Here is a 22,003-nt window from a genome sequence, read left to right as displayed (position 1 = left end):
GCGGACAACTGTGGCCTGACAGGTTCGGTACGTTGCAACAAATGTGGGAGCGGACTCATCCGCGATGCGCCGCGCAGGCGGCGCTCGATCTGATAGACGCTGCAAACCTATCGCCCAACGCCTTGCTGCTCCACCGTCGACATCCCGCGACCGCCGAGCAGACCCCGCGGGCCATTTCCCCATCCCCAAAACGCAAAAACCCCTGAATGATCAGGGGTTTGGATATGGCGGAAGCGTAGAGATTCGAACTCTAGGATAGTTGCCCATCGACGGTTTTCAAGACCGTACCATAAGCGCCCATTTTTCAAGGCGTCAACGTAAAAATCGATTCCAAAACGAACACAAGATGACTCGGCTACAAGCCGCATAGCATAAGGGTCACACTTTCGATTTTGGAATCGATTTTCCCCTCCACAGCGCTCTGCTGACCACGATCCGTTCTGGCTCGTTCACCTTCCACCGCCACCTTGTCCAACCAATGTGAAAGGCCTATTCCCACTCAAGTAACGCCCACACCCTGGCCGCTTCGGCTAGCTCAAGCATGTCAGAAAGTACACCGGAGTCGATCTCGTAGCGCCGGCTGGCTGCATAGGCCATTTCGGCCAGCACTGCGGCGCGCCCGTCCGGGTCGGTGACCAGGGCAGGGCCGTCGTACAGCTCGTCGAGCCACGGGCGCGGGATGCCCGCCAGGCTACTCAACACGGCACCACCACGACTGCGAGTACAGCACGCCGTCGATCTCTTCAAAGCCGGTTATGTTCATGCCCAGCTGGGCCATGCCGTTGACGCAGGCGTCCTGCAAGCGCGGAATGATGTCGCCGCTGGGTGTCGGATTGAAGACCCAGGCCTCAATGCACGGGCGGCCGAGCACCTTGCTATGCACGTACTCGATGTGCACATCTGCGCGTAGCGGCTTGATCTTGGCGAGCTTGGCGTTGGGAATGGCGACGCCGCGCTCACGGCGGCGAACAAGGAGGAAGTACATACGGCACCAATACTGTATATCGATACAGTATTTGACCATTCAAACGGATTGCCAGGCCAGTACCGCCCGGCGGGCTATGCTTTTGGCTCAAGCAGGAGGGCGGGACATGTGCGGAAGGTTGAGCCAGTACCGCGGGATCCATGACTTCGTTGAGACGCTGAGCATGCCAGAAGCCTGGCGGAACAACGTCGGTGACCAGGACCTGGGGCGGTACAACGTCGCGCCGACCACGCAGGTCGCCGTGCTTCGGGTAGATGACGCAGGCCCGCGCGCGGACCTGGTGAAATGGGGGTGGCGACCGCACTGGGCGCAAGACCGTGCAGCGCCGATCAACGCTCGCGTCGAGAAGGTGGCCCACGGCCCCTTCTTCCGGGCGATCTGGCCGCATCGGGCAATCACACCAGTGGATGGCTGGTATGAATGGGTGGATGAAGGCGGCCCGAAGAAGCAGCCCTACTACATCCGCCGGCGAGATGGGCGGCCTGCATTCTGCGCCTCGATCGGCCAGTTTGCCGGCACTGAGCACGACGGGTTCGTGATCATCACCGCCGACGCTCAGGGCGGTCTGGTCGACGTGCACGACCGCCGGCCAGTAGTGCTGCCGCCTGATCTAGCAGTCGAGTGGATCGGGGCCGGCATGCCCAGCGAGCATGCCGAACAGATTGTGCTGAACCAGGGGGAGTCGGCGGAGGCTTTCGAGTGGTATCGCGTGGGTGTCGCCGTGGGCAACGTGCGGAACCAGGGGCCAACATTGATCGAGCCCGCTCAGTGACGGACCAGAGGCTGATGCCCAATCGAGTAAAGCTCGTAGTCGGTAACAGCCTGGAACGCTGATTCAGCGATGAGCCGGAGGCGGGCGACCTCTTCAGCCGGAGCACCGTCAGCTTCGGCGTTGCGGTAGGTGCGCAAAGCCGCGATAGCCTCGCGAATCAGCGGTTCTCCCGCACTAATCATTCCTTCGATTGTTTTCTTCACGATACCGCCCTGGTTGCTTGACCAGAGCAGTATAGACTCAAGAGCGTCGCACCGAGCACCGCTTTAGGTCAGCATGCGATGCCATGCCAAAGTGGCTAGCGCAATACCGCAGACCCAGAGCGCAACCATAGCCCACGCCTGGGCCTCCCTCTTCAGCTCATTCCTTCGCATAACCTCTCCCTTATCGGCATATCGCCGGAGACATCACGATCTTGTTCTGACCCGACGCCAAAAAGCGGGGTTCATTGTATTTGCGCTCCTGCCACCCTATTCCACCAAGCGGTCGTAAGACGATTCGCACGCCTGGCCCGCTACTCGGGCGCGGTCATACGCTGCCGCCAGCTCTCCCGCTCGAGCATCAGCCCGTGCGAGCAGGTCGGAGAGCACCATCGCGGCGCGGCGGGCTGCCTCGCCTCGAGCGGCAGCGCCGGTATCCGCGCTGGGGCAACCGACGGTGGCAGCGAACTTGTCGGCTTCGTCGCGCAGCCGCTGGCCAACAGCATCAGCCCCAGCAGCAGCGCCTTTAGCGATGGTTCTTTGTACCTGAGCATTTGCCCTCACCTCCTCATGGGCCGCTGTGCGGCGTTGTTCTTCCTGGCGTGCACTGCGCTCGCCCAGCATCTCGGCTAGGCGATCGCCGCTGTCCCGCTGCGCTGAGACTGCGGTGGCCTCGGCCCGCTCCACAGATCGACCGTGCTGGTAGACGAGCCAATACGACCCGACCACTGCTAGTAGTACGGCCACCCGCACGCCCCAGCTCTTCACGCTAACGCCCTCCGAAGGCCTTCCGCGAATACGGCCACTGGGTACTCGTAGTTCGCGTTCTCGTGCTTGATGATCGCGAGCACCAAGCCGCCTAGGACCTGCTGGTTCTTGATGTCCTTGATCGGCTCGCTCGAGGCAAGACCACAACGCCGCGCTACGGTGCTGATGTAGACATCGGTGTCGTTCTCTACCTCCGGTGCCCAGCGTTTGATGATCGCCGCCACAGTGCGTAGGCCGTGCTTGTTGTAGTAGGTCTGCAACAGTTTGCCGAGTGCACGAATGCCATTCTCCGGCGTGTCGAAGATGCAGAATCGGCCGCCGGGCTCCTTACCGATCTGGCCAATCCAGTTGTTGGCGGGATTGAAATCGATGTTTCCCGGGTTGCGATTGCGCACGCCACGGGGAAGCAATTGAGTCATGGTGTTCTCCAGACAAGAAAAAGCCCCGACTGTGCGGGGCTTCATTGAGTTTGTTCGGCGATCCAGGGCGGCGCGACGGGCCGGTGCTCGATCTCGGGGAACTGCTCAGACTGCGGCCAGTCGCGCAGCGCCTGCAGATAGCCCAGCAACTCCGCGAACTGTTCAGCCGTGAGCGTCGGACGGCGGCCAATATCCTGCTCATCCCGGTGACGATCACGCAGCCACTGCTGGCGTGCCATTTCCGCGTCGCGCCACAGACGCTCTTTTGCTGCCCGCTCGGCGCTGGTCGGTGGCGGCGGGTCGATGAGGATCGGCAGCCCCTTTTTGTCATGACTGCGGACCTTTCCCGGGGCCGGGTTTGCGATCACTTCGTCGAATCGCTCATCGCTGATTTCAACAGCGTCAGCCGGCATACCCTTATGAACACCATCCAGATAACAACAGCCTGTTGCCTGGCTATAAAAACGCTTCATACCGTCTCCTTAATATCCGATGGCAAACCACGAAACCGAACCGCCACCGCTGTTGGAAACAACCGCGGCCGTCTGGGTGATTGAGAAAATCTCGGCGACTTCATGCACCTGGGTAGCCAAGTTCCCGATTGCAGAGCAGTTCGCAGAAATACAGGCGTTCGGAAATGCGAGGGCCAGACTCACCCCCGTACCACTTGGTGCAGCGTTTGCGACCCGCCCCCACTGAAAGATGAGTCCCGATAACCAGCTCGGAAAGACCAGATAACCATTGACGCCGAGACTCAGGGAAAAGCCGCCGAAGAGCTTGGCGTTGAGCACGCTCCAGAGTTTCGCGGGGCTCAGCCAAGTGCGGTCGTCAGTACCGGCCAGTGCCATCGGCACAGTCGCTTGATCAGCGTCGGTCAGAACACGTCGTGTCGGCCCCCACACGCCGGGCGCCTTGCATGCCCTCACGCGCACTTCTACGTCGGCCTGCCCCTGCAGGACTGCAAGTTGGGCGGCGTAGCCTTCGCTGACATAGGGCATGTGCAGCACTGAGCAGTAGTTTGCCAGGCCGTTCGCGCCGGCCCCCATGACGTGAAATCCGCTGTTCAGGTAGATCCAGTCGATATCACTCGCCGCCGGCAAGATCGGCACGCCGAGGCCGGAATCTCCACGCTTGAGTGCGTCTGTGATGCCGTACCCGGCCAGCGTTGTCGCTTTGCTGGCTTTGCCGGCCAGAAGGCTGTCGGTCTGGGTTTTGGTATAGGCATCAGCAATGCCATAGCCCCCGAGAGTGTCTGCCTTTCTAGCGAATGCTTGCCCGACCTCGTCTTTCGTGTAGGCGTCAGTGATGCCGTGCCCGGCAAGCGTGGTCGGGTTGCTACCCGCCGTCACACGTCCCATCACGTCCACCGACACCTGCCGGTAGCTGCCGATGGCAATACCGGTACGGCCGAACACAAGGCCGAAGTTAAGCGATGTAGTGCCCACCTGGGGCGGGGAGCTGTTCGTCAGCTGCCACAGCGAACCGCCGAGATTTGCACCGGCTTGCACGATGATCACGTGCCCAGGCGTGCATTGCGCGTCGGCGCTGGCATCCAGGGCACGCGCCCAGGCTCCACCGCTCGCCGTGTAGATCCAGTTCTGCGCAGCGTTGGCTTGGTCTTTTACAAGTACCCGGTCACCGGCCTGCAGCATAACGCCGTCGATGGTCTGCAAGCCCGACAAAGCAATCGGGCCGGTTGTGGTCACCCGCACTGCGCGCTTGATATCGCTGGCCGCGATGCCTTGAATCGCTTTCAGCACCTGCGCGTTGTCGTCTTCGGTGGGCACGATGCCGGCCGCCTTGATCACAGCCAGCAGCTCATCAGTAACAGCATTGCCCCAGGTTGCCGGGATCAGCGATCCCGGTTGGCCAGTACTGGCGTTCTCATCCACGAATTTTCCGTCGACCAGGCCGACATTGGGAATGCGTTTCGGGTAGTCCATATGCGTTATCCGTAGGTAATGGTTTCAAGGGTGTGCGCCGGGGCGGCGCGGCTAACCAGGCACTCCAAGGCGCCATTGGCGGCGCCGCCGAAAGTCTGGCCCCAATGGCTGAATCCGAAGCGGCTGCCCTGGGCCATGCGCGGCCCCGTCTCCAGGGTCCACATGAATTGCGCGGACCAGGTGCCGAAGCGAGCCGAGCCGAAGCGTGACCGGCCGAAGCGCGGCGCCCTGTGCTCGATCACGCGGGCATTGCGGTAGCCCAGCGAGAAAGCCAGCTCCACGAAGTAGGCCGGCGTCTGCCCGCCCACCTCCAGCAGCCGGCGGCGCACGGCCAATTGCCGGTCGGCAAATGCCGGCGACTCGCCCATGCAGGGGTCGGGTAGCTGCATGACTCGCTCCCAGTCGGGGACCAGCTCGCGCACGGTGGCCGGCTCGCTCTCGGCCAGCAGGTCGGCGGCGCGGCGATCCTCGGTGGCCAGCTCCTGGGCCGCCGCCTGCAGCACCAGGTCAACACCTGGATTGAACTCGCGATCCCAGGCCGGCCCCGGCGGCAGCAGCGCGCACAAGTGGGCGTAGTAGTCCTGCTCCGTCCTCACGACCACAGCACACCCCCATAGGTCAGCAGCTCATTAGGGGCCGCCTGCACGTTGCCGGCGGGACTGATGACCTTGTGGTCGCGCTCGCCCGTAGCGCCGCTGATAGCCTCGGCAATGTGGGTGGCCAGCAGCGTGGCGCCCAGCTCCGATTCACGGTTGTGCAGGTCTACCAGGGCGGCTTCCACGGCGCGGCGGACTGCGCTGCTGTCGGGGGTGACCGATAGCTGGTACTGCACCGGCTTTTCTGCCGGAGGCAGCACGTACACCTCGGCCGTGACCGGCCGCTCCTGCTTGATGTACGCCGCCACGGCCGCCAGGGCCTCGGCGCTGGGAATGATGTCGATATCGCCATCGCGAACGAAGAACACCCCCACCGTGCCCGGCCCGACCCAGCGCCGCACAACCCAGGCCCGGGTCACTCCGGCGACCTCCAACGCCCAGGTCTCGTAATCGCCCTTGCTGCCGCCATGGGCAACAACGCGGTACGAGCGGATCACCCGAGCGCGCAGCGCATCGATACTCTCCTGCTCGGTGCCGCCGGTCAGGCCCGGCGCTGCCACGGTGAACGTGTCATTGACGCCCAGCACCGGCGACACCAGGCGCAGCTGCGTGCCGGCAGGTGTATTGCCCAGCTCGCCTGGCTCCAGGGCTTCAACCTGGGCGACGCCTTCGGTGCTGGTCAGCTTGACCGAAGCCCGCACCCTGAACAGCACCTGGTCATCGCGCTGCAGCAGCGTGCCGGCATCGAGCAGCGCCGAGGCGGCGCCGGTGAAGGTGGCCGCCCCGCTCGCCTTCACGGCCTCCAGGCGCCCCCGCTTAAGTCGCGCCTGGGCCATGCGCAGCAGGGTTTCGTCGTCGGCCGTGTCGGGCAGGATCTGGTCAGCAATGTAGCGCTGATGGCCGTAGCGGCCGGACGACGCCGCGCCCAGCACGCGGGCCAGCACCTCGGCGTCGGAGCGGACCAGGGCGCTACCGCCGGCCAGATCAGCCTGTGCCCTGGCCACCAGGGCGGGCAGTGTTGGGATTTCAAACGGCATTGATCACCTGCCACAGGTTGTCTAGTTGAACATCGATCACCGGGCCATCGCGCAGACCGACCCGCACCTGCATGTCGAGACGGTCGACCTTGCGCGACGCCGTTACCGTAACGGCGCTCACCCGGTCGTCATCCACTGCCCACTGCAGCGCCTCGCGGGCGAACGCCTCGGCCGTGCGCACCGTGTCGTCGGTCAGCGTGCGCCGGCGTAGCTGCCACAGGCGTGACCCGATGCGGTCATTGGCCAGGGTCGGAAACGTGTCGCCCCACCAGCCGTAACGCTGGCCATCGTCCAGCAGGTCGCCGGCCTCGGCGCGGCGCCAGGTCAACAGGCTGATCACCACGGCGCGCTGCCAGGCGCGTTCGGATTCGGCATCGAGCAGCGTCATGCCGTCACCACCGGCCTACCGCTCTGCTGGTTACCCTTCGCCACTCCCTCATGCGGGTGGTTGACCTGGCTGACGCCGGCGGCGATCTGGTCACCCTGCGACACGATCTGGCCCGTGGTGCGGATCACCGGTGTATCGAACTCCACGGCCGTCTCGGCCTTGACCTTGAGCGTCAGCGTCTGGATCTCGATTACGCGGTCGCGCTTGAAGTGCAGGCAGTCGCCCTCATCGGTGTACAAGGCCACCTCCCCGCTCTTGAGCGCCTGCAGGCGAAAGCGCCGGTCGGCGACACAGACGACCACCCCATGGGAGCGGTCGCCGCCCAGGAACGCGGCCAGGGCCTCGGCGCCGGGCAACGGGTTGGACGTAAAGCCGTAGGGCTCGAAGTGCTCCATGCCGTCTTTCACTTCGTCGGCGGTCAGGCGCATCTGCAGGCCCTGCAGCTTGCGGCCAGCATCGACCAGGGCGACGACGCCCCGGGCGAGAAAATTTCTCGTGGGTTTCATTGGCCAGGCTTCCAGTCGGCGGGGATCAGGTATTCGAAGTTGTCGGCCTTGCCGCCCTTCTTGAGCTTGCGCGACTTGTGCGGGTCTTTCGGCTCGGGGTCGAAGCCATCCGGCGGCCCTACCACAATGTTGGCCACGGTGCCGGCGTCATCGAGCACGTACTCGATTTCGCTGATGAGCATGTCGCGGTCGATGCCGATCAGCGGGTCGACCACGCGCACGATCATGTTCGGCACCCACAGGGCGCCGGTGGACTGCCGCCACCCTTGAATTTTGTAACGCAGGGTCAGCGCCTTGCCCATGCGGCTACCGCGCTCCCAGTTGGCCCGCGCCTGGGCCAGCTCCGGGGTCATCTGGCCACTTTCGTGGATCAGCAGCACCCGGCGCCGGGCGACCCGCGGATCGGTGACACCGGCCTTCACCTCGCTGGCCTTCTCGCCGTAGTCGGTGTCGGTGCCCGAACGCTGGCCGGTGACGCGGTACTCGGAAAACACCCCCGAGAAATCCAGCTCGGCGCTACCGGTCAGCAGGTTCTGCCCCAGTTCCAGGCGGTCGACGGCGCGGCCGGCGCTGCCCGGTTTGATGATCACAACCCGCCCCCGGGCGTCATCGGTCGACAGCAGCCGCGATAGCGTCAGCAGGCGGTCGATGGACTCGAAGGCAGTTTCGCCCGGTTCTATCTGGTGGTCGGCCAGCTTGGTGGTTTCCGCCACCTCGCTCAGCACCCGCACACCGTAGGGCTCGACCAGGGCCTGCACGATTTTCTGCACGCTCTGCCCGCGCCACTGGCCGGGCTTGTTCACCGCCGAGCAGTCCACCAGGTCGGCAGTCAGCGAGCGGCCGGCGACCGACCGTTCGACGCTGCGAGCGTCGTAGCTGATCGGCGTACCGAACACCCAGCCCGTCAGCACCAGGTCGGCGCCGATGCGAACTTCGCAGCGGTCGCCCTGGCGCACTGGGATTTCCTGCACCTGGCCCGGCCAACTCCAGGTCACGCCCAGGCGGAAATCCCGGGCCTGGCGTTCGATGCCGGCACTGATGCTGACTTTCTTCCAGCCGCGATAGTCCAGGCCGTTCACGCTCAGCGTGACAGCATTTTGGTTGTCCATGGGTTCACTCTCGGGCGATGGTCAGCGCGCCTACAGGCAAAAAGCCCGGGTGCTGCACCTTGTTACGCATAACGATTTCCTCGGCGCGGGTGGCATCGCCGTAGCGCTGATACGCCAGCACCACCGCCGGCAGGCTTTCCCGCGTAGTGACCTCGGCCAGCCGCACGCCGGCGCGGGCCACTTCGGTCAGGTGCGCCCGCACCTGGTTGCGCACCACCTCCAGCCGCTCGACGTGCTCGACCGGCGACGCCAGGGCGGCCAGCCACAGGGCGTCGCTGAGGGTGTCACGCAGCGCGACCACGTCGGCAGTGACCGGCACCTCGGGGCGCTGGATTGGGGCGACCACTTGTTGTTCCAGGGTGGCGAATCCGGTCAACGGTTCGGGCGCCTGCACCACCGGCATGGCCACCGCCTCGCGCACGGCCAACACGATCAGCGCGTCGCGCACCAGCTCGCGGGCAGCGGTGACCACGGCGGCGGTGTCGGCTCCTCCGGCCGGTGTCGGCGCGTTGGCCAACTGGCGGGCCTGCTCCACCTGGCCGGTGATGGCCCGGCCGGACTCGGCGAAACTGGCAAACTCCGGCGCCGCCTCGGGCAACGCTGCGACGGTTCGGGCAAACTCCGGGTCGGCCTCCAGACTGACCGACTCGCCGCCGCTCGACGGCCCCCAGCGATAGCCCGACGACCGCGAACTGCCGCCGACACTGGCGAACTGCCCTCGGATCATCGCTGCGAAGTTGCCCGGGGCGTTGATCAGCATGTCGGCCAGCGCCTCGACCGAACTGACCAGGCCGGTCAGCTGGCGAAGCTCTGAGGCAATGGCCATCTGCACGCCGGCCACACCGTTCTGCAGCGCGACCACGGCCAGGCGCGCCCGGTTGACAACCGCCATGGCGGCCTTGTACCGGGCAATCGCCGATTCAAGCAGGCTTTCCGATGAATCCTCCAGCTGCCGCGCCGTGTTCGGCACGCCGGCAGGAAAGCCCTTCTCGCCGTCCTCCACGAACACCAGGTCAAAGCGGACCATGCCGCCCTCGCGGCGCTCATGACTGACGCTGCAGTCAGTGGCCGTGACCGTCAGGCGGCCATACCAGGGATGGACCAGCTCGCCCGCCCCCGGCTTGTCCAGGGCGTTGAGCAGGTTGTCACGCTGGAAATAGCAGTCCTCCCCGATCACGAAGGCGGCCAGCTTGATTTCCCGCGTGACGCGGCCCAGGTCTTCCACCAGCGGCTTGTCCCGCTGCGGATACTCATGCGTCTGTGTGCGCCGTCCCGCCGGCATGCTGTCGCTGTCGACGTGGAACGGCACGCCCCGGAATGAGGCCCGGTGCAGCTGATCCCGCCACGTACTCATGACGCCCTCCCCAAGGATCGGTAACCCACTTGTGGGCTGACCTGCAGCCCGGGTTGATTGGTGTCGGCCTGCTCGACCCGCATGCCCGGCGGTGCGTTGTCGAAGCGCACCACCATTTGCCCCTCCAACTGGGCCTTGCTGGCCTGGGCGGCCTGCTGCACCAGGGAGCCGCGCGAAGCGGCCAACGAACGAGACGCCACACCTTGCGTCAGTCTTTCACCCGCCCCCGGCTGGGCGTGCTGGGCAACCTGCGAAGCCGACAAGGGCATAGCCACCCCAGCCATTGCCTGTCCAGGCGCCCGCATAAGGCTGGCCACGCTGGTGGCCTCCGGCATCAGCTGCACCGGCTGCGCCATCGGCTTGACCAGGGCGCCCGGTATCGGCTCGCCGGCGGCGTTGCGCGCCTTCTGCTGCTCGGCCCAGTTGTTGACCTTGGCCGTGGCCGCGCTGAGCACGCCGTCGCCGCTCGACTCGCTGTCGAAGCCCAGGAATTTCATCATCGGTTCAACGATAGGCCGAAGCTTCTCCCACAGCCCTTTGAAATAGCCGGTGATAGGCTCCCAGTGCTTGACGATCAGGCCCAGCGGTGACCAGTCGAAGACCCCTTTCATGAAGTCGAAGAACGGCACCGACAGGGCTTTGACCAGCTCCCACAGCGCGCCGAAGAACTGCGTCAGCGGCGCCCAGTTCGCCACGATCATGCCAAGCGGGGTCCAGGCGAAAGCGGTTTTCATCCAGCCCCATACGGCCATGGCCGGGGCCTTGATCTTGTCCCATACCATCTGGAAGTACGGCGCCACGGTCGACCAGTTGGCAATCAGCACACCAGCGGCGATGGCGATGCCACGCACCACGATGCCGATAGGACTCATGCTCGCTACGCCGTTCATCAGCGCCAAGGCTGCCGTGGCGCTCGCGGTGGCCAAGCGCAACACGGTAAAGCCCACGGCCGCGCCCAACAGTCCCTTGATCAGCCAAGGGTGCTCACCGGCTAGCGTGGCCACGCTGCTGATCACCGGACCCACCGTCGCCATGAAATCATTGAACGGCGGCAACAGCATGCTGCCGACCGTGATCCCTAGGCGCGTGACCCGGTTCTGCAGCAGTTGCATTGCGTTCTGTGTGGTCGCGGCCCGCGCCGCATACTCACTGTTCATCGAACCGGCATACTGACTCTCGTCACCCACCGATTTGAAGTTGCGCTGCAGCGTGCTCAGGCTGGTCAGCAGTGGCGCGATGGCCCCTACCGATTCCTTGCCAAACAGATTGGTCAGCACCGCCGCTTGCTTGCTTTTCTCGACTTTGGCCAGCGTCTGCAGGACGCGGTTAATCGTCCCTTCGCTGTCCGTCTGCATGCCCTTTGCCAGTTCGTTGGCATCCAGGCGCAAGGCCTTGTAAGCCTCCTTCTGCGACTTGGTGGCCGCCGTGCCGGCGGTCAGGGTCAGCATGAAGTTTTTGATGCCCGTGGCGGCCACGTCCTGGGCAATGCCCACGCCGGCCAGGGTCGAGCCCATGGCCGCCAGCTGCGCCGCGCTGACGCCCGCGACCTCGCCCAGGGGGCCAATGGCGGTCAGGATGCTGGAGATTTGCCCAGTGCTGGCCGCGCCGGTGTTGCCCAGGTAGTTGATCTTGTCAGCGAGCGTGACCACCTGATCTTGGTTCATCTTGAAGGCCGTGCGCCACTTGGCCATCATCGAGCCCGATTCTTCGGCCGTCTGGTCGAACGCGACACCCATTTTCACCGCGTCTTCCGCGAAGCGGTTCAGCTCTTCCCGGGTAATGCCGGACTGGCCGCCGGCTGCGACAATCTGCGCGATGCCCTCGGCTGCCATGGGTAGGCGCTCGGACAAGCCCAACACGTCATCACTCATCGCCTTGAACTGCGCCGGCGACTCGAAGTTAACCACTTTCTTGACGTCGGCCATGGCGCTTTCAAAGCCCATGGCCGCCTTCACGCCCATGACGAACGGGGCGGCTATCGCCCCGCCCTGCAGGGCCTCACCGAAGGTGATCTTGCCCAGGCCCGAGCTGTTCAGCTGCTTGCGCAGCACCGCGGCGTTCTTGCGTACCCCGCTCAGCACCGGGGACAGCTTGTCGACGCCGGTGATCAGCGCCTTGAGTTGGAATTTATCCGCCACCGCCTCCCCCATTCAGCGCGTTGATGCGCCACGCGTTTTCCTCGCTCTCGAACAGCGTGTCGAGGGTCCAGCCCAGCACCTCGCCCGGGGTGGCTTTCCACCACCAGGCAAGTTCATAGGCCAGCTCGGTCAGTCCGCCGACTGCTTCGAATCTTGGGGCATGAAAAAACCGACGATGATCCAGGCCAGGGTGTTCAGGTCCGACAGTTCCAGCTGGTTGACCGAGCTGGCCGGGATCGCGGCGCACACGGCGATGTATTTTGCCGCCGCCTCGAGGTCGACCACTGGGTAACCGTCGCCGCCGAGGTTGTACGGCAGCACCTTGATGGCCCGACACTCCTGCACGGTCGGACGGCGCAGGTTCAGTTCTTGGACTTCCTCTCCGTGGGCCTGGATCGGGGTTGCGAGTTCGTGGGTTGCGGTAGTCATTACTGCCAGTCTCCTTGGATGCCTTCGAATTTGAGCGAGACCTTGGCGTCATCGCCGGTCACTTTGGTTTCGTCCACCAGGTACGCGCCGCTCAGCACGTACACCGAGCCGTCGGCCAGCTCGGCGGTGATGGTCATGCTGATCCCGTTGGCCAGCTTGGCCCGGGGGAAGTTGGGGGTTTTCACCGCGTCGACCACCACATAGGGGATCAGGTCTTCTTCCTTGAAGTAGCCCCGCGTGATGGTTTCGCGCTTTGTGTCCGACAGCGGGCATTCCACGCCACCGGTGATCACCAGCTGATCGCCGTCGACCTTGAAAAAACAGGTGCCCGCGACTTTCTGACCCATAAAGGGCACTCCCATAAAAAAGCCCGCACGGGGCGGGCTGGGGTTGAACGATGAGGGTTACGCCGCGTCCGGGTACTGCAGGCGGAACTGGTACAGCAGCGCGAACACACGCAGCTGATTCACCAGGTCCGGCGGGAACAGCACACTCAGACGGTTCGGGTTCTTCGGATCGCGCTCCACGATCAGGTACTGATTGAACGCCTCGGCGTTCTCGACAATGCCCTCACGCTCAAGCGCGCCATAGGCCGCGATCAGCTCGCCACGAATCACCTTCGGCGTGACGATAGCCTGGCCGGGGCCAAAGCGCGTGCCGTCGTTGGCCAGCTTATGGCGGCCGTACTTGCTGGTGATGATGCTGCGCAGATAGCGGATCACGTAGGCCGACTGGTGCAGCGTCTCGCTGTCCAGGTAGGAGTCATCCGGCTGGCCATAGGCGTTACGCTGGTAGGTCGTAACGGCCCGCTCAATGCGGTAGCTGCCGCCGTTGTAGACGGCGGTGGCCACCCCGCTGGTCAGCAGCGATTGCCGCTCGGTCAGAGTGAAACGGTCACTGGCCTGCGCCGGGTCAATGCCCGTCAGCGCGCCGGTCTGCGTCGGTCGCGCCGGGTCGGCACTGATGAACACAGCAGTGCGCGCCGCCCAGGCCGCCGCCACTTCCCACACGGGCTGCGGCACACCGCGCTCGAAGCCATGCACGGAGACGTGCGGGTCGTTGCGCAGGCGCCCAGCGGCGACCAGCTGGCCCAGCGTGCCGCGCTGCGCGCTGTACACATGGCCGTAGAGCTGCTTCGCCCAGGACCAGCGGCCGGCGCTGTCGTCCATGGCGGTTTTCCAGGCGCCCAGCGTGTCGGTATCGCTCCAGGGCTGGGCGATGAACTCGAATTCTTCGTCGCCCAGGGCGGCCAAGGCCGCCGACACGGCCGGGGTGCCGGCGCCGTTGGTCATGGCAGTGGCCACCACCGTCAGGCCGGCCGGCGTGGTTTCGCCATTGGCGCGCCCCAGGCGGTTCAGCTGGACTTGGATATCGTTGCCCAGCTCACCCTTGAACTTGGCCTGCAGGGTGACCACGCCGGCGGCGGCCGTGGCCGTCACCGGCAGGTCAATGGCGGCATTGATGGCCGCCGCCAAGCTGGCCGCCACAGCCTCGGCCGAGGCGCCGACCACGGCATCGGCACGCACGCGCTGGCCAGCCACGTACAGATTGACCAGGCCGGCGGTGGCCACGCTGCCCGTTACGGTAACGGTGGCGGTCGCGGCCGCGCCGGTGGCCACCTTGAGCGGCAGGCACCAGACCTCGCCGGCCACGTCGATGGCCCGCCAGCGCGCATGCATGGCGGCCAGCATCGAGCCGGTGCCGCCAATGTCCTTGGCGTCACTGGTCTTCGACACCAGCACCAAGCGGCCGATTTCGTCGCTGTCAGCGTCGTCGTTGACCTGGCCGACAATCAGCCGGCGCAGGCTGGAACCACCGCTGTTGGCCATGGAGTTGTCGACTTCGGCATAGAACAGCGGCACACGAATGTCGCTGGGGATGTTGCTGAAACTGACGCTCATCGCGCTTTGCTCCCCCGGGTTGTGGTTTTCTGCTCCAGGGCGTCGCCGTCGATGATGCGGCGTTCCCAGTAGGCGTCACGGGGCACCGCGGCGCCCTCGGCGGGCAGGTACTGGCCCGGCCGGTCTGGCAGCGGGCAATCGCGCCCCGGTGCCGGCTTGAGGTGAATGGTGGTCATGGGTTCAAGTCCTCGCGGGTAGTGAACTCGACCCGCCCGTCTGGCCCCGAGGCCGTGACGTTGGGGTCTTTCAGGGGGTTGAGGAAGTCAAAACGGGTGTCGATGCCTTCCAGGGCCGGCAGGCCGGCCAGTTGCCATTCCTGCCAGGTCTGCGGCTTGCCTTCGCCGGTCTGCTCCCAGCGGCCGAGCTGGAAGTCGGCATAGAAGCGATAGCGGTAGACCATGCGGTCGCGGTCGAGCAGCAGCAGCTGACCACCGTCGTATAGCAGCGGCCCCGATTCGTCGTCCGGCTCGAATCCCACCAGGGCGCGCCACAGCTGGGCGCGCACGTCGTGCAGCACGTCGGCTACAGACTGCCCGCGCTCATCGTCGGTCGGCAGCACGACACACACGTCGATGACGTCGCGCACGGTCTGGGTGTAAACGTTCTGCGCTTGCGGCTCGTCGGCCGAGTCGCCAACAGCGATCACATAGGCCGCCGGCGGCTCCATCTTGGCGCTGTCGGCGGTCGGATCCCAATCCAGGCCGCCGGCCACGCGCCCTTCGAAGCCAGACGCATAGGCGCGCAGCTGCTCGATCACAGGCGTGATTTTCATGTCAGGTACTCAGTTGAGCAGCGCGGCGGCAAAGGCCTTCTGCAGGATGCGCCGCACCTCGTCGCGGCTGTCGACCAGGGCGTCGGTCATGTAGTTGTCGCGGGGCCTGATCCGCCACCCTCCACCCGACTTGCGGCGCACGCCGTAGTGCAGGTAAGCCGGGTAATACTCCCTCATGCTCGCAGTCTTGTTAGGCGCAACACGCACCAAGAAGCCCGACCTGGACAGCTTGAAGTTGATCGAATCGGTGGTGGCCCCGGTCCGGTTGACGGGGTAGCCTTCCTGGCCACCGCCAAGCGCCAGATTCATCTGCGCCCGACCTGTGATCAGCTGGCCGACCTTGCGCATGCCGGCGCGGATCTTCCGCTTGTTGAAGGCCTCTTGGTCGAACTTGTCGAAGCCCTCGACATGCAGGTAGCCGTCAATTGAAACGGAGTTGGCCACGGCCACCTCCCACCGGCGCATTCGCCGCCTGCAGTTCCTCGACCTCGATCACCGACCACACCTGCCGCCCGCGCATGCCGGTGGCCCGCTTGACGCGGAACACCCGACCGCCGGCGACCAGTTCATGCCGCGTATCCAGGTCACGCACAAACCGGCAATAGATGCGATGCGTGATGGTCGTACCGGTCTGCACCGAACCGGTGTAGGTGGCCGTGCCTAACGGCTCGATCTTGCACCAGCGCCTGGCCACCGGCTCAAAAATCGACTCGAGCCCTGCAGCGCCTTTTGGCGTGTCACTGCGGATGCGCACAACCGCCCGGGTGCGCAGTTCGCCCGCTTCCGGCTCCCTCACAGCGTGAACCAGCGGTAAGGCTGCATCAGAGCGTCATAGGCCAGCGGCATCGCCTTAACGCCGTTGCTGGTCGACTCGGTGACTGGCTCGCGGTTGCGGTGCCAGTGAGCAACCAACAGCAGCATGGCCAGCTCCACATCATCCGTTACGGGTAACGCGTTCTCCGGCGCATCGAGCGGCAGCAGCCCACGCAGGTAGGCTTCATCGCCGGTCGCGTCTGCCGGCGCGTCGGCCGGCAGCGTGACCCAGTACAGCCGCCGGCCGCTTTCCTTCTCCACCTGGCGACGCGCCGCGCGGGCGTAGGCCTGCAGCAGCGTGTCTTCCTCGGTTTCGTCCAGCTCCAGCTTGCAATGGCTCTTGATCTGTTCAAGCGTCAGCATGGGCAGCCCTCCCGTTAGGCAGCGGTCTTGCCCACCAGGTGCTTGATGGCGGCCGTGTCCTGCAGCACCAGGCCGAAGCGCACGAACGCCAGGAAGCCGACCTGGCCGTACTCAGCGTAACGCTCCACCAGGCGCTTGAGGGTCAGGCTACGCACCGCACGCAGCACCAGTTCGTTGAAGTCGCCGGCATACATGAATTTCTTGCCGGCGCCGATATCGGCGATGGCCTGATCGATCACGTACTGATGCTTGAGGATGGTGGCCGGACGGTCGCTGTCGATGCCGGGCAGCCACAGCGGGCGATTGTTGGCGTCCACCATCTCTTCCATCGCCTGCAGCGTCTTGTCGTTGAACGCCAAGCGGAACTTGGCGGCCGCACGATACGCCGGGTCAATGGAGTGGATCAGGCTGTTGACCTCCTGCCAGGTGAAGCTGGTCGCCTTGGCCGTCATGGCGCCTTGAGGGGTCGAGTATTCAAGGCCCTTCGGCTGCGCCGGCGCATCGGCGGTTTCACCGGCGCCGGTACCTTGGACGATCAGGCGGTTGCGGGTACGTGACACACGCTTACCGATGCGACCGGCCAGAAAGGCTTCCATGTCGATGCCCGAGTCCTGCAGCAACTGTTCAGAGACGCGGATGATTTTCGAACTGATGGTGTGCGACCCGAGGGTGCCAATGCCGAACTCGACATCTTTCTCACCGGCGGCCTTGTTCTCGCCGATCAGCTCGCCTTCTTCCTCGCCGCCGTTGCTGGTGGCCCAGGCGATAGGCGCGCCGTTGTCGGTCTGCAGCAGCTGGCACACCGAAGCAATACCGCCGTAGGTCACCAGCGATTCAATCACACGTGCCTGCAGGGTGGTCGGCACGGTGAAGCCGCCCGCCTCGCTCGGGTTGGTGCCCTGGGCGCGCATCTGCAGGACCATGGAACGCTGTTCAGCGCTCAAGCCCTCCATGCCACCACGTACCCAGTTATCCCAGGCGCTGCGCTGCTCGTTTTCGGCTTCGTTCTGCGGCGCGTTGTTCGGGCGGTCGCGGTCGAGGTTTTCGACGAAGCTTTGATCCTGGGCGCGCAGTTCTTCTTCGCGCTCGATCTTGTCCTTGAGCGCCTTGAGGTCGGTTTTCATGCCCTCCCACTTGGCGCGCACTTCACCGGTCCAGCCGTCGTCTGGGGTAGTGTCGTGCAGCGAGCGCATTTCGGCCGACAGCTTGTTATAGGCTTCTTTCATTTGTTGCAGGGTCATAGCTCCCCCTTGGGATCACAGTTCAGTTAGGTCAAGCAGGCGCTCGCGGGCCTCGCGCTCGAAACGTGCGCGGGCTTCGTCGCCTTCGGTTTGCGCCTGCTTCCAGGCAGTCAGGGAGCGCTGGGCAGCGCTGGAGTCGGGGTAAGCCGGGAATGCCACCGGCCCTACGTCGCGAAGCTCGGCGATCTTGAAAATGGTGCGGACGATCAGGCCGTCTTTCTCTTCGTGCCAGGTGTCGCCACCCTTGGCCACGCGCATGGCAAAGCTGCTGCCGCTCATGTCGCCACGGCGCAGCGGCTCGACCACCAGGTCGCGGATGGTCTGGGTGTTGGGCGTGTCGATTTCATAGGCCAGGCCGCGTTCATCCACGGTCAGGCGCAACGTGCCGCTGGCCGTGCGGCCCAGCAGGTAGGTCGGGTCATGGTTGAACAGCGCCCGGGTGTCCTGATTGAGCACGTCGTCGAACGCGCCCGGGGCGATGATTTCCACGAAGGTGCCGCCCAGCAGGTCGCTACGCTGGTTGAAGACAGCGGCATAGCCGGCAATCTTCGGTGCGCTGCCCTGGTCATCCGGCTGGACAGCACGAAGCTCGCAATGCTGCGCCTGCAGCATGCGTTGTTCGAATTCACTCATGGGTTATTCCTGCGTCGTTACGGGTAACGGCTTGCCATCGGCGCCGAGCAGCTGCGTGTTGACGTTGAGCAACATCGAGTCGAGGCCTTCCAGCTGGTTGAGGTCTTCCAGCACGCGCACTTCGTTGCGGCTCATCCAACCGTCTTGAATGGCGATGCGGTAGAACTCGGCGCGCTCTTTTGGGGTGCCGCGCAACAGGCCGGCCAGGTTGAACTTGACGTAGTAGCCGGCCATGCGCTCGGCGCGGGTGAAGACGCGGCGGTTGACTTCTTCCTCCCAGTTTTTCACCCACGGCATGACCGTGTGGCGCACGAACTGGATAGCCTGCTCGCTGATGTTGGAAAACGTGGCCTTTTCCAGGTCGTTGATCATGTGCGCCGGCACGTTGAAGATGCTGGCAATCTCGCTGCGGGTCAGCTTGCGAGTCTCGAGAAACTGCGCATCCTCGGGGGCAATGGTCAGCGCCCTGTAATCGAGGTCAGCCGGCAACAGCAGCGTCTTGTTGTCAGAACGTTTGAGCCGTTCCACGGCGGAACGCCACACCGTTTTCAGGCGCTCCCAACTTTTGTCGTCAAGCTTTCCTTCCTTGACGGTGACCAGGCCTGTCGGCCGGCCGCCACCTTCGAAAAACTCCTTGCCGTAGCGCACCGTGGCCATGCCCAGGCCGATGGTGTCGGCGTTCTGCCGGATGGGACTGGTGCCCATGCGCCGGTGCGAGCCGATGGCGCGCAGGTGAATCATGTCCTCGGGCGACACAGCCAGCGGTGCGCCGTCTTCGTCTTGGGTCGAATACACCCAGCGATTGCCGTTCTTCACCAGCTCGGTGTGTTGCGGCTCGTGCATTTCCAGCGACAGCAATTCACCGCGGCGACTGCGCACCGCTCGGGTGTAGCCGTTGCCCCAGCCGAGCACATGGGCCTGCTTGGTTTCCCGCCAACGGTAGGAGGTCTGCCAGGTGTTCGGCTCGTCGTGCAGCAGGTAATGGGCCGGGTGGTCGGTGGCCACCTCGATCCGCCCGTTGACCTTGCGCAACACGCTCAGCGGCAGCTGGGCCATGGAGCTGGACAGCACGTAGATGCAGGCATACACCGCCGTCAGGCGCATAGCCGAAGCCGGGCTGACGCTGATGCCCTGGCTTTCGAACAGGTATTCGGTCAGTTCCTTGCTGTTCATCGGCGTGCTGGGCACTTCCAGGCTGCTGCGCTGCTCGAACATCGCGCCCAGGATCATCGCCACACCGCCTTGGCGGCGGCGGCCACCATCAGGCCGCCGCCGGCCATCAGGGCCACCCCCGCCCCGAACTGGACGTAGAGGCCCGCGACGAACAGGCAAAAGCCTGCCGTCCCGATAGATTCAGGAAGCCATTTCATCGTAGGGGCTCACATAGCTAATAGGTCATCTTCGGTCAGGCTGGCCAACAGCCCTTCCGGCTCAAATTCGCTGACCATGGCGCGGTTCATCGCCATCAGCGCGGCGACAATGCCGTCGATTTTGCGCATGTCGGTCTTGCCTTCGTCGGCCTTCATCGGCGTGATGCAGCCCTTGAACGGACGCACCACGACGTTACCGGCCTGCCAGGCCAGTACCGGGTCGCTGCAGTGGCGCACACGGCCAGACAGCAGCGCCGCTTCCAGCTCGCGCATGGGCAGGTTCATGCTGGCTACCCCACCGCCCATTTCGACTACCTCGGCGCCGTCCTTCTGCAGCTGGTGGGCCAGCTGGGTGGCGCGCCATTTGTCGTAGGCCACTTCCTGCACGTCGAACATCCCGGCGAATTCGCCCACCATGTCACGCACCAGGTCGAAGTCCATTTCTTCGCCGTCGCAGACTTCCAGCAGCCCGGCGTTGGCCCAGGCCTCGTAAGCAGCCTTGTTCGGCCCACCCCGCTCTATCGCGCCTTCGGGTAAGAACGACTTGCAGAAGATGGTCCAGCGGTTGACCCACTTGCCGCTGCCGGGGACCAGCTCCACCTTGTCGAGGAACACCAGCGACACCGCGCAAATATCCGATTTACTGGCCAGGTCAATGCCGATCCAGCAGCGCTGGCCCAGGAACTGGTCCAGGGTCAGCGTGGGGTCGCCGCACGCCTCCCAGTCGGCCATGTTCAGCCAGGCTTCCTTGGCGCTGACCCAGATGTTGAGGTGCTTGGTCTTGAACGCGTTTTGCCGTGACGGGTAACGCGTTGCATCGGCCTGGCGTTTCAGCAGGTACTCAGCCCCGACCGATACGCCATAGTTGGGGTTGGCCTTGCGCAGGACCGCCGGGTCTTTCCAGTCGTCGTCCTCGTCAATCGTGTAGATGATCCCGAACAACTCGTCGTTCGGCACCGTCCCTTCCAGCTTGTCGATCACCTGGGCGCGCTGCAGGTAGCACGGCCCGGCGATGTTGTAGCCCGCCGTGGTGATGGCGAACATCATCGGCTGATCGCGGGCGCCCATGCCGGTCAGCATGGTTTCGTAGAGCGCGGCCGAGGTGTGTTCGTGGAACTCGTCCACGATGGCGCAGCTCGGCGACTGGCCGTCGCCGGGGTCGCCGATCAGCGGCTCGAATTTGCTTTCGTCGCCGATCACCGACAGATTTTTGGCCGCGACCTGGATGCCAAAGGCCTCGACCAGCTCGGGCGTGCGCCGCACCATCTGCCGCGCCGGCTTGAACACCTCCCAGGCCTGCCGCTCGGTGGTCGCCCCGCAATATACCTCGGCGCCGAATTCACCATCCATGACCAGCATGTATAGGCCGACGCCGGCGGCCAGCACGCTCTTGCCGTTCTTGCGCGGCACCTCGATGTACACCTCGCGGTACCGCCGGCGGCGGGTTTTCTTGTCGACCCAACCGAAGATGCTGCAGAAGATGAACAGCTGCCACGGCTCAAGCTTGATCAGCTCACGCAGCGCCGCCCATTTGCCCTTGGCGTGCGGCAGCAGCTGGATGAACACCGCCACCTGCTCGGCCGTGTCGCGGTCGAAGGTCCAGCGGAAATTACGCTTCTTCGACTTGACCAGGTCATCCAGGTGGAGCTGGCAGGCCCGGCGCACGTACTTACATGCAGCGATCTTGCCGGCCACCACGTCGCGGGCGTACTTGTTCGCCGCGTTTACGTTCGGGTAGCTGGCCATGTCCTAACTCACTTCGAGGCCCGCCCTCCTTTGAGCACGATGAACGGGTTTTCTGGTTTCTCCGGCCCGCCACTGCCCATCAGGCGCGCACGGCTGGCCGGGTCCAGCCCGAGGGCTGCCCCGAAGCTGGCCAGCTGACGCAGCGCCTCGTTGATCACGGTGCAGGCGGGGTTTTTCTTGAGCACGCCCTTGGCGTCCACGACGGTGATGCCCTTGCTGGCCACTTCTGCCTCAGCCAGCCGCCACCGCTCATAGGCGGCGCAGAAAACCGCCAGGTTGTGCGTGTCGGTGCGGGTCATGATCCCGGTCTGGGTCAACCAGGGCGCAATGGCGCACCACATTTCCACGGCCCATTCCCCAAGCCACTCCGGGGCGTCTGGTGTTTCCGCCAGCGGCGCCGGCGCGGGGCCGTCCTTCTTGAGTTTTCGCTTGCCAGGATTGCCCTGCAGCAGCTTGAGGGCGGTAGGTTTCGCGGGTCGCCCCATCGTTCAGGCCTCCCGATTTTCTGAAATGCGATTTT

28 protein-coding genes and 1 pseudogene are annotated in these 22,003 nt (G+C 64.6%); 1 reads left to right on the top strand and 28 read right to left on the bottom strand.

What is annotated here, in order from left to right; all coding sequences use genetic code 11:
- Positions 1-378: 378 nt before the first annotated feature.
- Positions 379-690 (bottom strand): annotated as a pseudogene (locus KSS95_RS13085) (hypothetical protein).
- 1 nt (position 691) lies between these two features.
- Positions 692-985 carry a hypothetical protein gene (locus KSS95_RS13080; RefSeq protein WP_217847521.1) on the bottom strand — a complete coding sequence of 98 codons (294 nt, stop codon included), beginning with the start codon at positions 983-985 and terminating at the stop codon, positions 692-694.
- Between the two features lie 106 nt (positions 986-1,091).
- Here KSS95_RS13080 and KSS95_RS13075 point away from each other — a divergent pair, with 106 nt between their 5' ends.
- On the top strand, positions 1,092-1,757 hold the full coding sequence (locus KSS95_RS13075; RefSeq protein WP_217847520.1) for an SOS response-associated peptidase: 666 nt from the start codon (positions 1,092-1,094) through the stop codon (positions 1,755-1,757).
- Here the strand turns inward: KSS95_RS13075 and KSS95_RS13070 are convergent.
- The 26 genes from KSS95_RS13070 to KSS95_RS12945 form a co-directional block, all read right to left on the bottom strand.
- Positions 1,751-1,939, bottom strand: coding sequence for a hypothetical protein (locus KSS95_RS13070; RefSeq protein WP_437179612.1), 189 nt, complete (start codon positions 1,937-1,939; stop codon positions 1,751-1,753). The two genes, KSS95_RS13075 and KSS95_RS13070, sit on opposite strands and share 7 nt — an antisense overlap.
- Before the next feature lie 332 nt (positions 1,940-2,271).
- Positions 2,272-2,463 (bottom strand): hypothetical protein, encoded by a 192-nt coding sequence (locus KSS95_RS24980; protein WP_496198560.1) that lies wholly within the window; start codon positions 2,461-2,463, stop codon positions 2,272-2,274.
- A gap of 258 nt (positions 2,464-2,721) precedes the next feature.
- A complete protein-coding gene (locus KSS95_RS13060; RefSeq protein ID WP_217847518.1) occupies positions 2,722-3,144 on the bottom strand; it encodes a structural protein in 423 nt (140 codons plus the stop codon).
- 41 nt (positions 3,145-3,185) lie between these two features.
- On the bottom strand, positions 3,186-3,617 hold the full coding sequence (locus tag KSS95_RS13055; protein ID WP_217847517.1) for a phage tail assembly chaperone: 432 nt from the start codon (positions 3,615-3,617) through the stop codon (positions 3,186-3,188).
- Between the two features lie 9 nt (positions 3,618-3,626).
- Positions 3,627-5,087 carry a gp53-like domain-containing protein gene (locus tag KSS95_RS13050; RefSeq protein WP_217847516.1) on the bottom strand — a complete coding sequence of 487 codons (1,461 nt, stop codon included), beginning with the start codon at positions 5,085-5,087 and terminating at the stop codon, positions 3,627-3,629.
- Positions 5,088-5,092: 5 nt separating this feature from the next.
- A complete protein-coding gene (locus KSS95_RS13045; RefSeq protein WP_225935498.1) occupies positions 5,093-5,689 on the bottom strand; it encodes a YmfQ family protein in 597 nt (198 codons plus the stop codon).
- Positions 5,680-6,720, bottom strand: coding sequence for a baseplate J/gp47 family protein (locus KSS95_RS13040; protein ID WP_217847515.1), 1,041 nt, complete (start codon positions 6,718-6,720; stop codon positions 5,680-5,682). Before KSS95_RS13040 ends, KSS95_RS13045 begins: the two co-directional genes overlap by 10 nt.
- Positions 6,710-7,108, bottom strand: a complete 399-nt coding sequence (locus tag KSS95_RS13035; RefSeq protein WP_217847514.1) for a phage GP46 family protein — start codon at positions 7,106-7,108, stop codon at positions 6,710-6,712. The genes KSS95_RS13040 and KSS95_RS13035 overlap by 11 nt, the downstream gene beginning before the upstream one ends.
- The gene (locus tag KSS95_RS13030) at positions 7,105-7,614 is read right to left on the bottom strand and encodes a phage baseplate assembly protein V (protein WP_217847513.1); all 510 of its coding nucleotides are present in this window, start codon (positions 7,612-7,614) and stop codon (positions 7,105-7,107) included. The genes KSS95_RS13035 and KSS95_RS13030 overlap by 4 nt, the downstream gene beginning before the upstream one ends.
- Positions 7,611-8,723 carry a phage baseplate assembly protein gene (locus KSS95_RS13025; RefSeq protein WP_217847512.1) on the bottom strand — a complete coding sequence of 371 codons (1,113 nt, stop codon included), beginning with the start codon at positions 8,721-8,723 and terminating at the stop codon, positions 7,611-7,613. Before KSS95_RS13025 ends, KSS95_RS13030 begins: the two co-directional genes overlap by 4 nt.
- Before the next feature lie 4 nt (positions 8,724-8,727).
- Positions 8,728-10,077 carry a DNA circularization protein gene (locus tag KSS95_RS13020; protein ID WP_217847511.1) on the bottom strand — a complete coding sequence of 450 codons (1,350 nt, stop codon included), beginning with the start codon at positions 10,075-10,077 and terminating at the stop codon, positions 8,728-8,730.
- Positions 10,074-12,215 carry a phage tail tape measure protein gene (locus tag KSS95_RS13015; protein WP_217847510.1) on the bottom strand — a complete coding sequence of 714 codons (2,142 nt, stop codon included), beginning with the start codon at positions 12,213-12,215 and terminating at the stop codon, positions 10,074-10,076. Before KSS95_RS13015 ends, KSS95_RS13020 begins: the two co-directional genes overlap by 4 nt.
- A 129-nt stretch (positions 12,216-12,344) precedes the next feature.
- Entirely contained in the window at positions 12,345-12,644 is a 300-nt protein-coding gene (locus KSS95_RS13010; protein WP_217847509.1) for a phage tail assembly protein, read from the bottom strand.
- Positions 12,644-12,991, bottom strand: coding sequence for a phage tail tube protein (locus tag KSS95_RS13005; RefSeq protein WP_217847508.1), 348 nt, complete (start codon positions 12,989-12,991; stop codon positions 12,644-12,646). The genes KSS95_RS13010 and KSS95_RS13005 overlap by 1 nt, the downstream gene beginning before the upstream one ends.
- Positions 12,992-13,048: 57 nt before the next feature.
- Positions 13,049-14,545 (bottom strand): phage tail sheath subtilisin-like domain-containing protein, encoded by a 1,497-nt coding sequence (locus KSS95_RS13000; protein ID WP_217847507.1) that lies wholly within the window; start codon positions 14,543-14,545, stop codon positions 13,049-13,051.
- Entirely contained in the window at positions 14,542-14,721 is a 180-nt protein-coding gene (locus KSS95_RS12995; protein ID WP_217847506.1) for a DUF2635 domain-containing protein, read from the bottom strand. Before KSS95_RS12995 ends, KSS95_RS13000 begins: the two co-directional genes overlap by 4 nt.
- Complete coding sequence (locus tag KSS95_RS12990) at positions 14,718-15,317, bottom strand: phage tail terminator protein (RefSeq protein WP_225935497.1); 600 nt, start codon at positions 15,315-15,317, stop codon at positions 14,718-14,720. The genes KSS95_RS12995 and KSS95_RS12990 overlap by 4 nt, the downstream gene beginning before the upstream one ends.
- Before the next feature lie 9 nt (positions 15,318-15,326).
- Positions 15,327-15,761 (bottom strand): hypothetical protein, encoded by a 435-nt coding sequence (locus tag KSS95_RS12985; RefSeq protein WP_217847505.1) that lies wholly within the window; start codon positions 15,759-15,761, stop codon positions 15,327-15,329.
- Positions 15,739-16,113, bottom strand: a complete 375-nt coding sequence (locus KSS95_RS12980) for a head-tail adaptor protein (protein ID WP_217847504.1) — start codon at positions 16,111-16,113, stop codon at positions 15,739-15,741. The genes KSS95_RS12985 and KSS95_RS12980 overlap by 23 nt, the downstream gene beginning before the upstream one ends.
- Positions 16,110-16,493 carry a head-tail connector protein gene (locus KSS95_RS12975; RefSeq protein WP_217847503.1) on the bottom strand — a complete coding sequence of 128 codons (384 nt, stop codon included), beginning with the start codon at positions 16,491-16,493 and terminating at the stop codon, positions 16,110-16,112. The genes KSS95_RS12980 and KSS95_RS12975 overlap by 4 nt, the downstream gene beginning before the upstream one ends.
- 14 nt (positions 16,494-16,507) lie before the next feature.
- On the bottom strand, positions 16,508-17,734 hold the full coding sequence (locus tag KSS95_RS12970) for a phage major capsid protein (RefSeq protein ID WP_217847502.1): 1,227 nt from the start codon (positions 17,732-17,734) through the stop codon (positions 16,508-16,510).
- A gap of 15 nt (positions 17,735-17,749) precedes the next feature.
- Positions 17,750-18,367 carry an HK97 family phage prohead protease gene (locus KSS95_RS12965; RefSeq protein ID WP_217847501.1) on the bottom strand — a complete coding sequence of 206 codons (618 nt, stop codon included), beginning with the start codon at positions 18,365-18,367 and terminating at the stop codon, positions 17,750-17,752.
- Between the two features lie 3 nt (positions 18,368-18,370).
- The gene (locus KSS95_RS12960; protein ID WP_217847500.1) at positions 18,371-19,597 is read right to left on the bottom strand and encodes a phage portal protein; all 1,227 of its coding nucleotides are present in this window, start codon (positions 19,595-19,597) and stop codon (positions 18,371-18,373) included.
- Complete coding sequence (locus KSS95_RS12955) at positions 19,594-19,737, bottom strand: hypothetical protein (RefSeq protein WP_217847499.1); 144 nt, start codon at positions 19,735-19,737, stop codon at positions 19,594-19,596. The genes KSS95_RS12960 and KSS95_RS12955 overlap by 4 nt, the downstream gene beginning before the upstream one ends.
- Positions 19,738-19,746: 9 nt before the next feature.
- A complete protein-coding gene (locus KSS95_RS12950; protein ID WP_217847498.1) occupies positions 19,747-21,483 on the bottom strand; it encodes a terminase large subunit in 1,737 nt (578 codons plus the stop codon).
- Positions 21,484-21,491: 8 nt separating this feature from the next.
- Positions 21,492-21,968 carry a phage terminase small subunit P27 family gene (locus KSS95_RS12945; RefSeq protein ID WP_217847497.1) on the bottom strand — a complete coding sequence of 159 codons (477 nt, stop codon included), beginning with the start codon at positions 21,966-21,968 and terminating at the stop codon, positions 21,492-21,494.
- Positions 21,969-22,003 lie beyond the last annotated feature (35 nt).

The organism is Pseudomonas muyukensis (genome assembly GCF_019139535.1).
Taxonomy (GTDB): Bacteria; Pseudomonadota; Gammaproteobacteria; order Pseudomonadales; family Pseudomonadaceae; genus Aquipseudomonas; species Aquipseudomonas muyukensis.
This window is presented reverse-complemented; position numbering and strand designations above follow the sequence as displayed.

Coding starts and splice junctions, on each gene's coding strand:
- KSS95_RS12965 (WP_217847501.1), bottom strand. CDS start 18,367: ATGAGTGAATTCGAACAACGCATGCTGCAGGCGCAGCATTGCGAGCTT.
- KSS95_RS12975 (WP_217847503.1), bottom strand. CDS start 16,493: ATGCTGACGCTTGAACAGATCAAGAGCCATTGCAAGCTGGAGCTGGAC.
- KSS95_RS13055 (WP_217847517.1), bottom strand. CDS start 3,617: ATGAAGCGTTTTTATAGCCAGGCAACAGGCTGTTGTTATCTGGATGGT.
- KSS95_RS12960 (WP_217847500.1), bottom strand. CDS start 19,597: ATGATCCTGGGCGCGATGTTCGAGCAGCGCAGCAGCCTGGAAGTGCCC.
- KSS95_RS13060 (WP_217847518.1), bottom strand. CDS start 3,144: ATGACTCAATTGCTTCCCCGTGGCGTGCGCAATCGCAACCCGGGAAAC.
- KSS95_RS12950 (WP_217847498.1), bottom strand. CDS start 21,483: ATGGCCAGCTACCCGAACGTAAACGCGGCGAACAAGTACGCCCGCGAC.
- KSS95_RS13020 (WP_217847511.1), bottom strand. CDS start 10,077: ATGAGTACGTGGCGGGATCAGCTGCACCGGGCCTCATTCCGGGGCGTG.
- KSS95_RS13035 (WP_217847514.1), bottom strand. CDS start 7,108: ATGACGCTGCTCGATGCCGAATCCGAACGCGCCTGGCAGCGCGCCGTG.
- KSS95_RS13070 (WP_437179612.1), bottom strand. CDS start 1,939: ATGATTAGTGCGGGAGAACCGCTGATTCGCGAGGCTATCGCGGCTTTG.
- KSS95_RS13010 (WP_217847509.1), bottom strand. CDS start 12,644: ATGACTACCGCAACCCACGAACTCGCAACCCCGATCCAGGCCCACGGA.
- KSS95_RS24980 (WP_496198560.1), bottom strand. CDS start 2,463: ATGCTGTTGGCCAGCGGCTGCGCGACGAAGCCGACAAGTTCGCTGCCA.
- KSS95_RS13075 (WP_217847520.1), top strand. CDS start 1,092: ATGTGCGGAAGGTTGAGCCAGTACCGCGGGATCCATGACTTCGTTGAG.
- KSS95_RS12990 (WP_225935497.1), bottom strand. CDS start 15,317: ATGAAAATCACGCCTGTGATCGAGCAGCTGCGCGCCTATGCGTCTGGC.
- KSS95_RS13050 (WP_217847516.1), bottom strand. CDS start 5,087: ATGGACTACCCGAAACGCATTCCCAATGTCGGCCTGGTCGACGGAAAA.
- KSS95_RS13030 (WP_217847513.1), bottom strand. CDS start 7,614: ATGAAACCCACGAGAAATTTTCTCGCCCGGGGCGTCGTCGCCCTGGTC.
- KSS95_RS13005 (WP_217847508.1), bottom strand. CDS start 12,991: ATGGGTCAGAAAGTCGCGGGCACCTGTTTTTTCAAGGTCGACGGCGAT.
- KSS95_RS13025 (WP_217847512.1), bottom strand. CDS start 8,723: ATGGACAACCAAAATGCTGTCACGCTGAGCGTGAACGGCCTGGACTAT.
- KSS95_RS12945 (WP_217847497.1), bottom strand. CDS start 21,968: ATGGGGCGACCCGCGAAACCTACCGCCCTCAAGCTGCTGCAGGGCAAT.
- KSS95_RS12955 (WP_217847499.1), bottom strand. CDS start 19,737: ATGAAATGGCTTCCTGAATCTATCGGGACGGCAGGCTTTTGCCTGTTC.
- KSS95_RS12970 (WP_217847502.1), bottom strand. CDS start 17,734: ATGACCCTGCAACAAATGAAAGAAGCCTATAACAAGCTGTCGGCCGAA.
- KSS95_RS13080 (WP_217847521.1), bottom strand. CDS start 985: ATGTACTTCCTCCTTGTTCGCCGCCGTGAGCGCGGCGTCGCCATTCCC.
- KSS95_RS12995 (WP_217847506.1), bottom strand. CDS start 14,721: ATGACCACCATTCACCTCAAGCCGGCACCGGGGCGCGATTGCCCGCTG.
- KSS95_RS13000 (WP_217847507.1), bottom strand. CDS start 14,545: ATGAGCGTCAGTTTCAGCAACATCCCCAGCGACATTCGTGTGCCGCTG.
- KSS95_RS13040 (WP_217847515.1), bottom strand. CDS start 6,720: ATGCCGTTTGAAATCCCAACACTGCCCGCCCTGGTGGCCAGGGCACAG.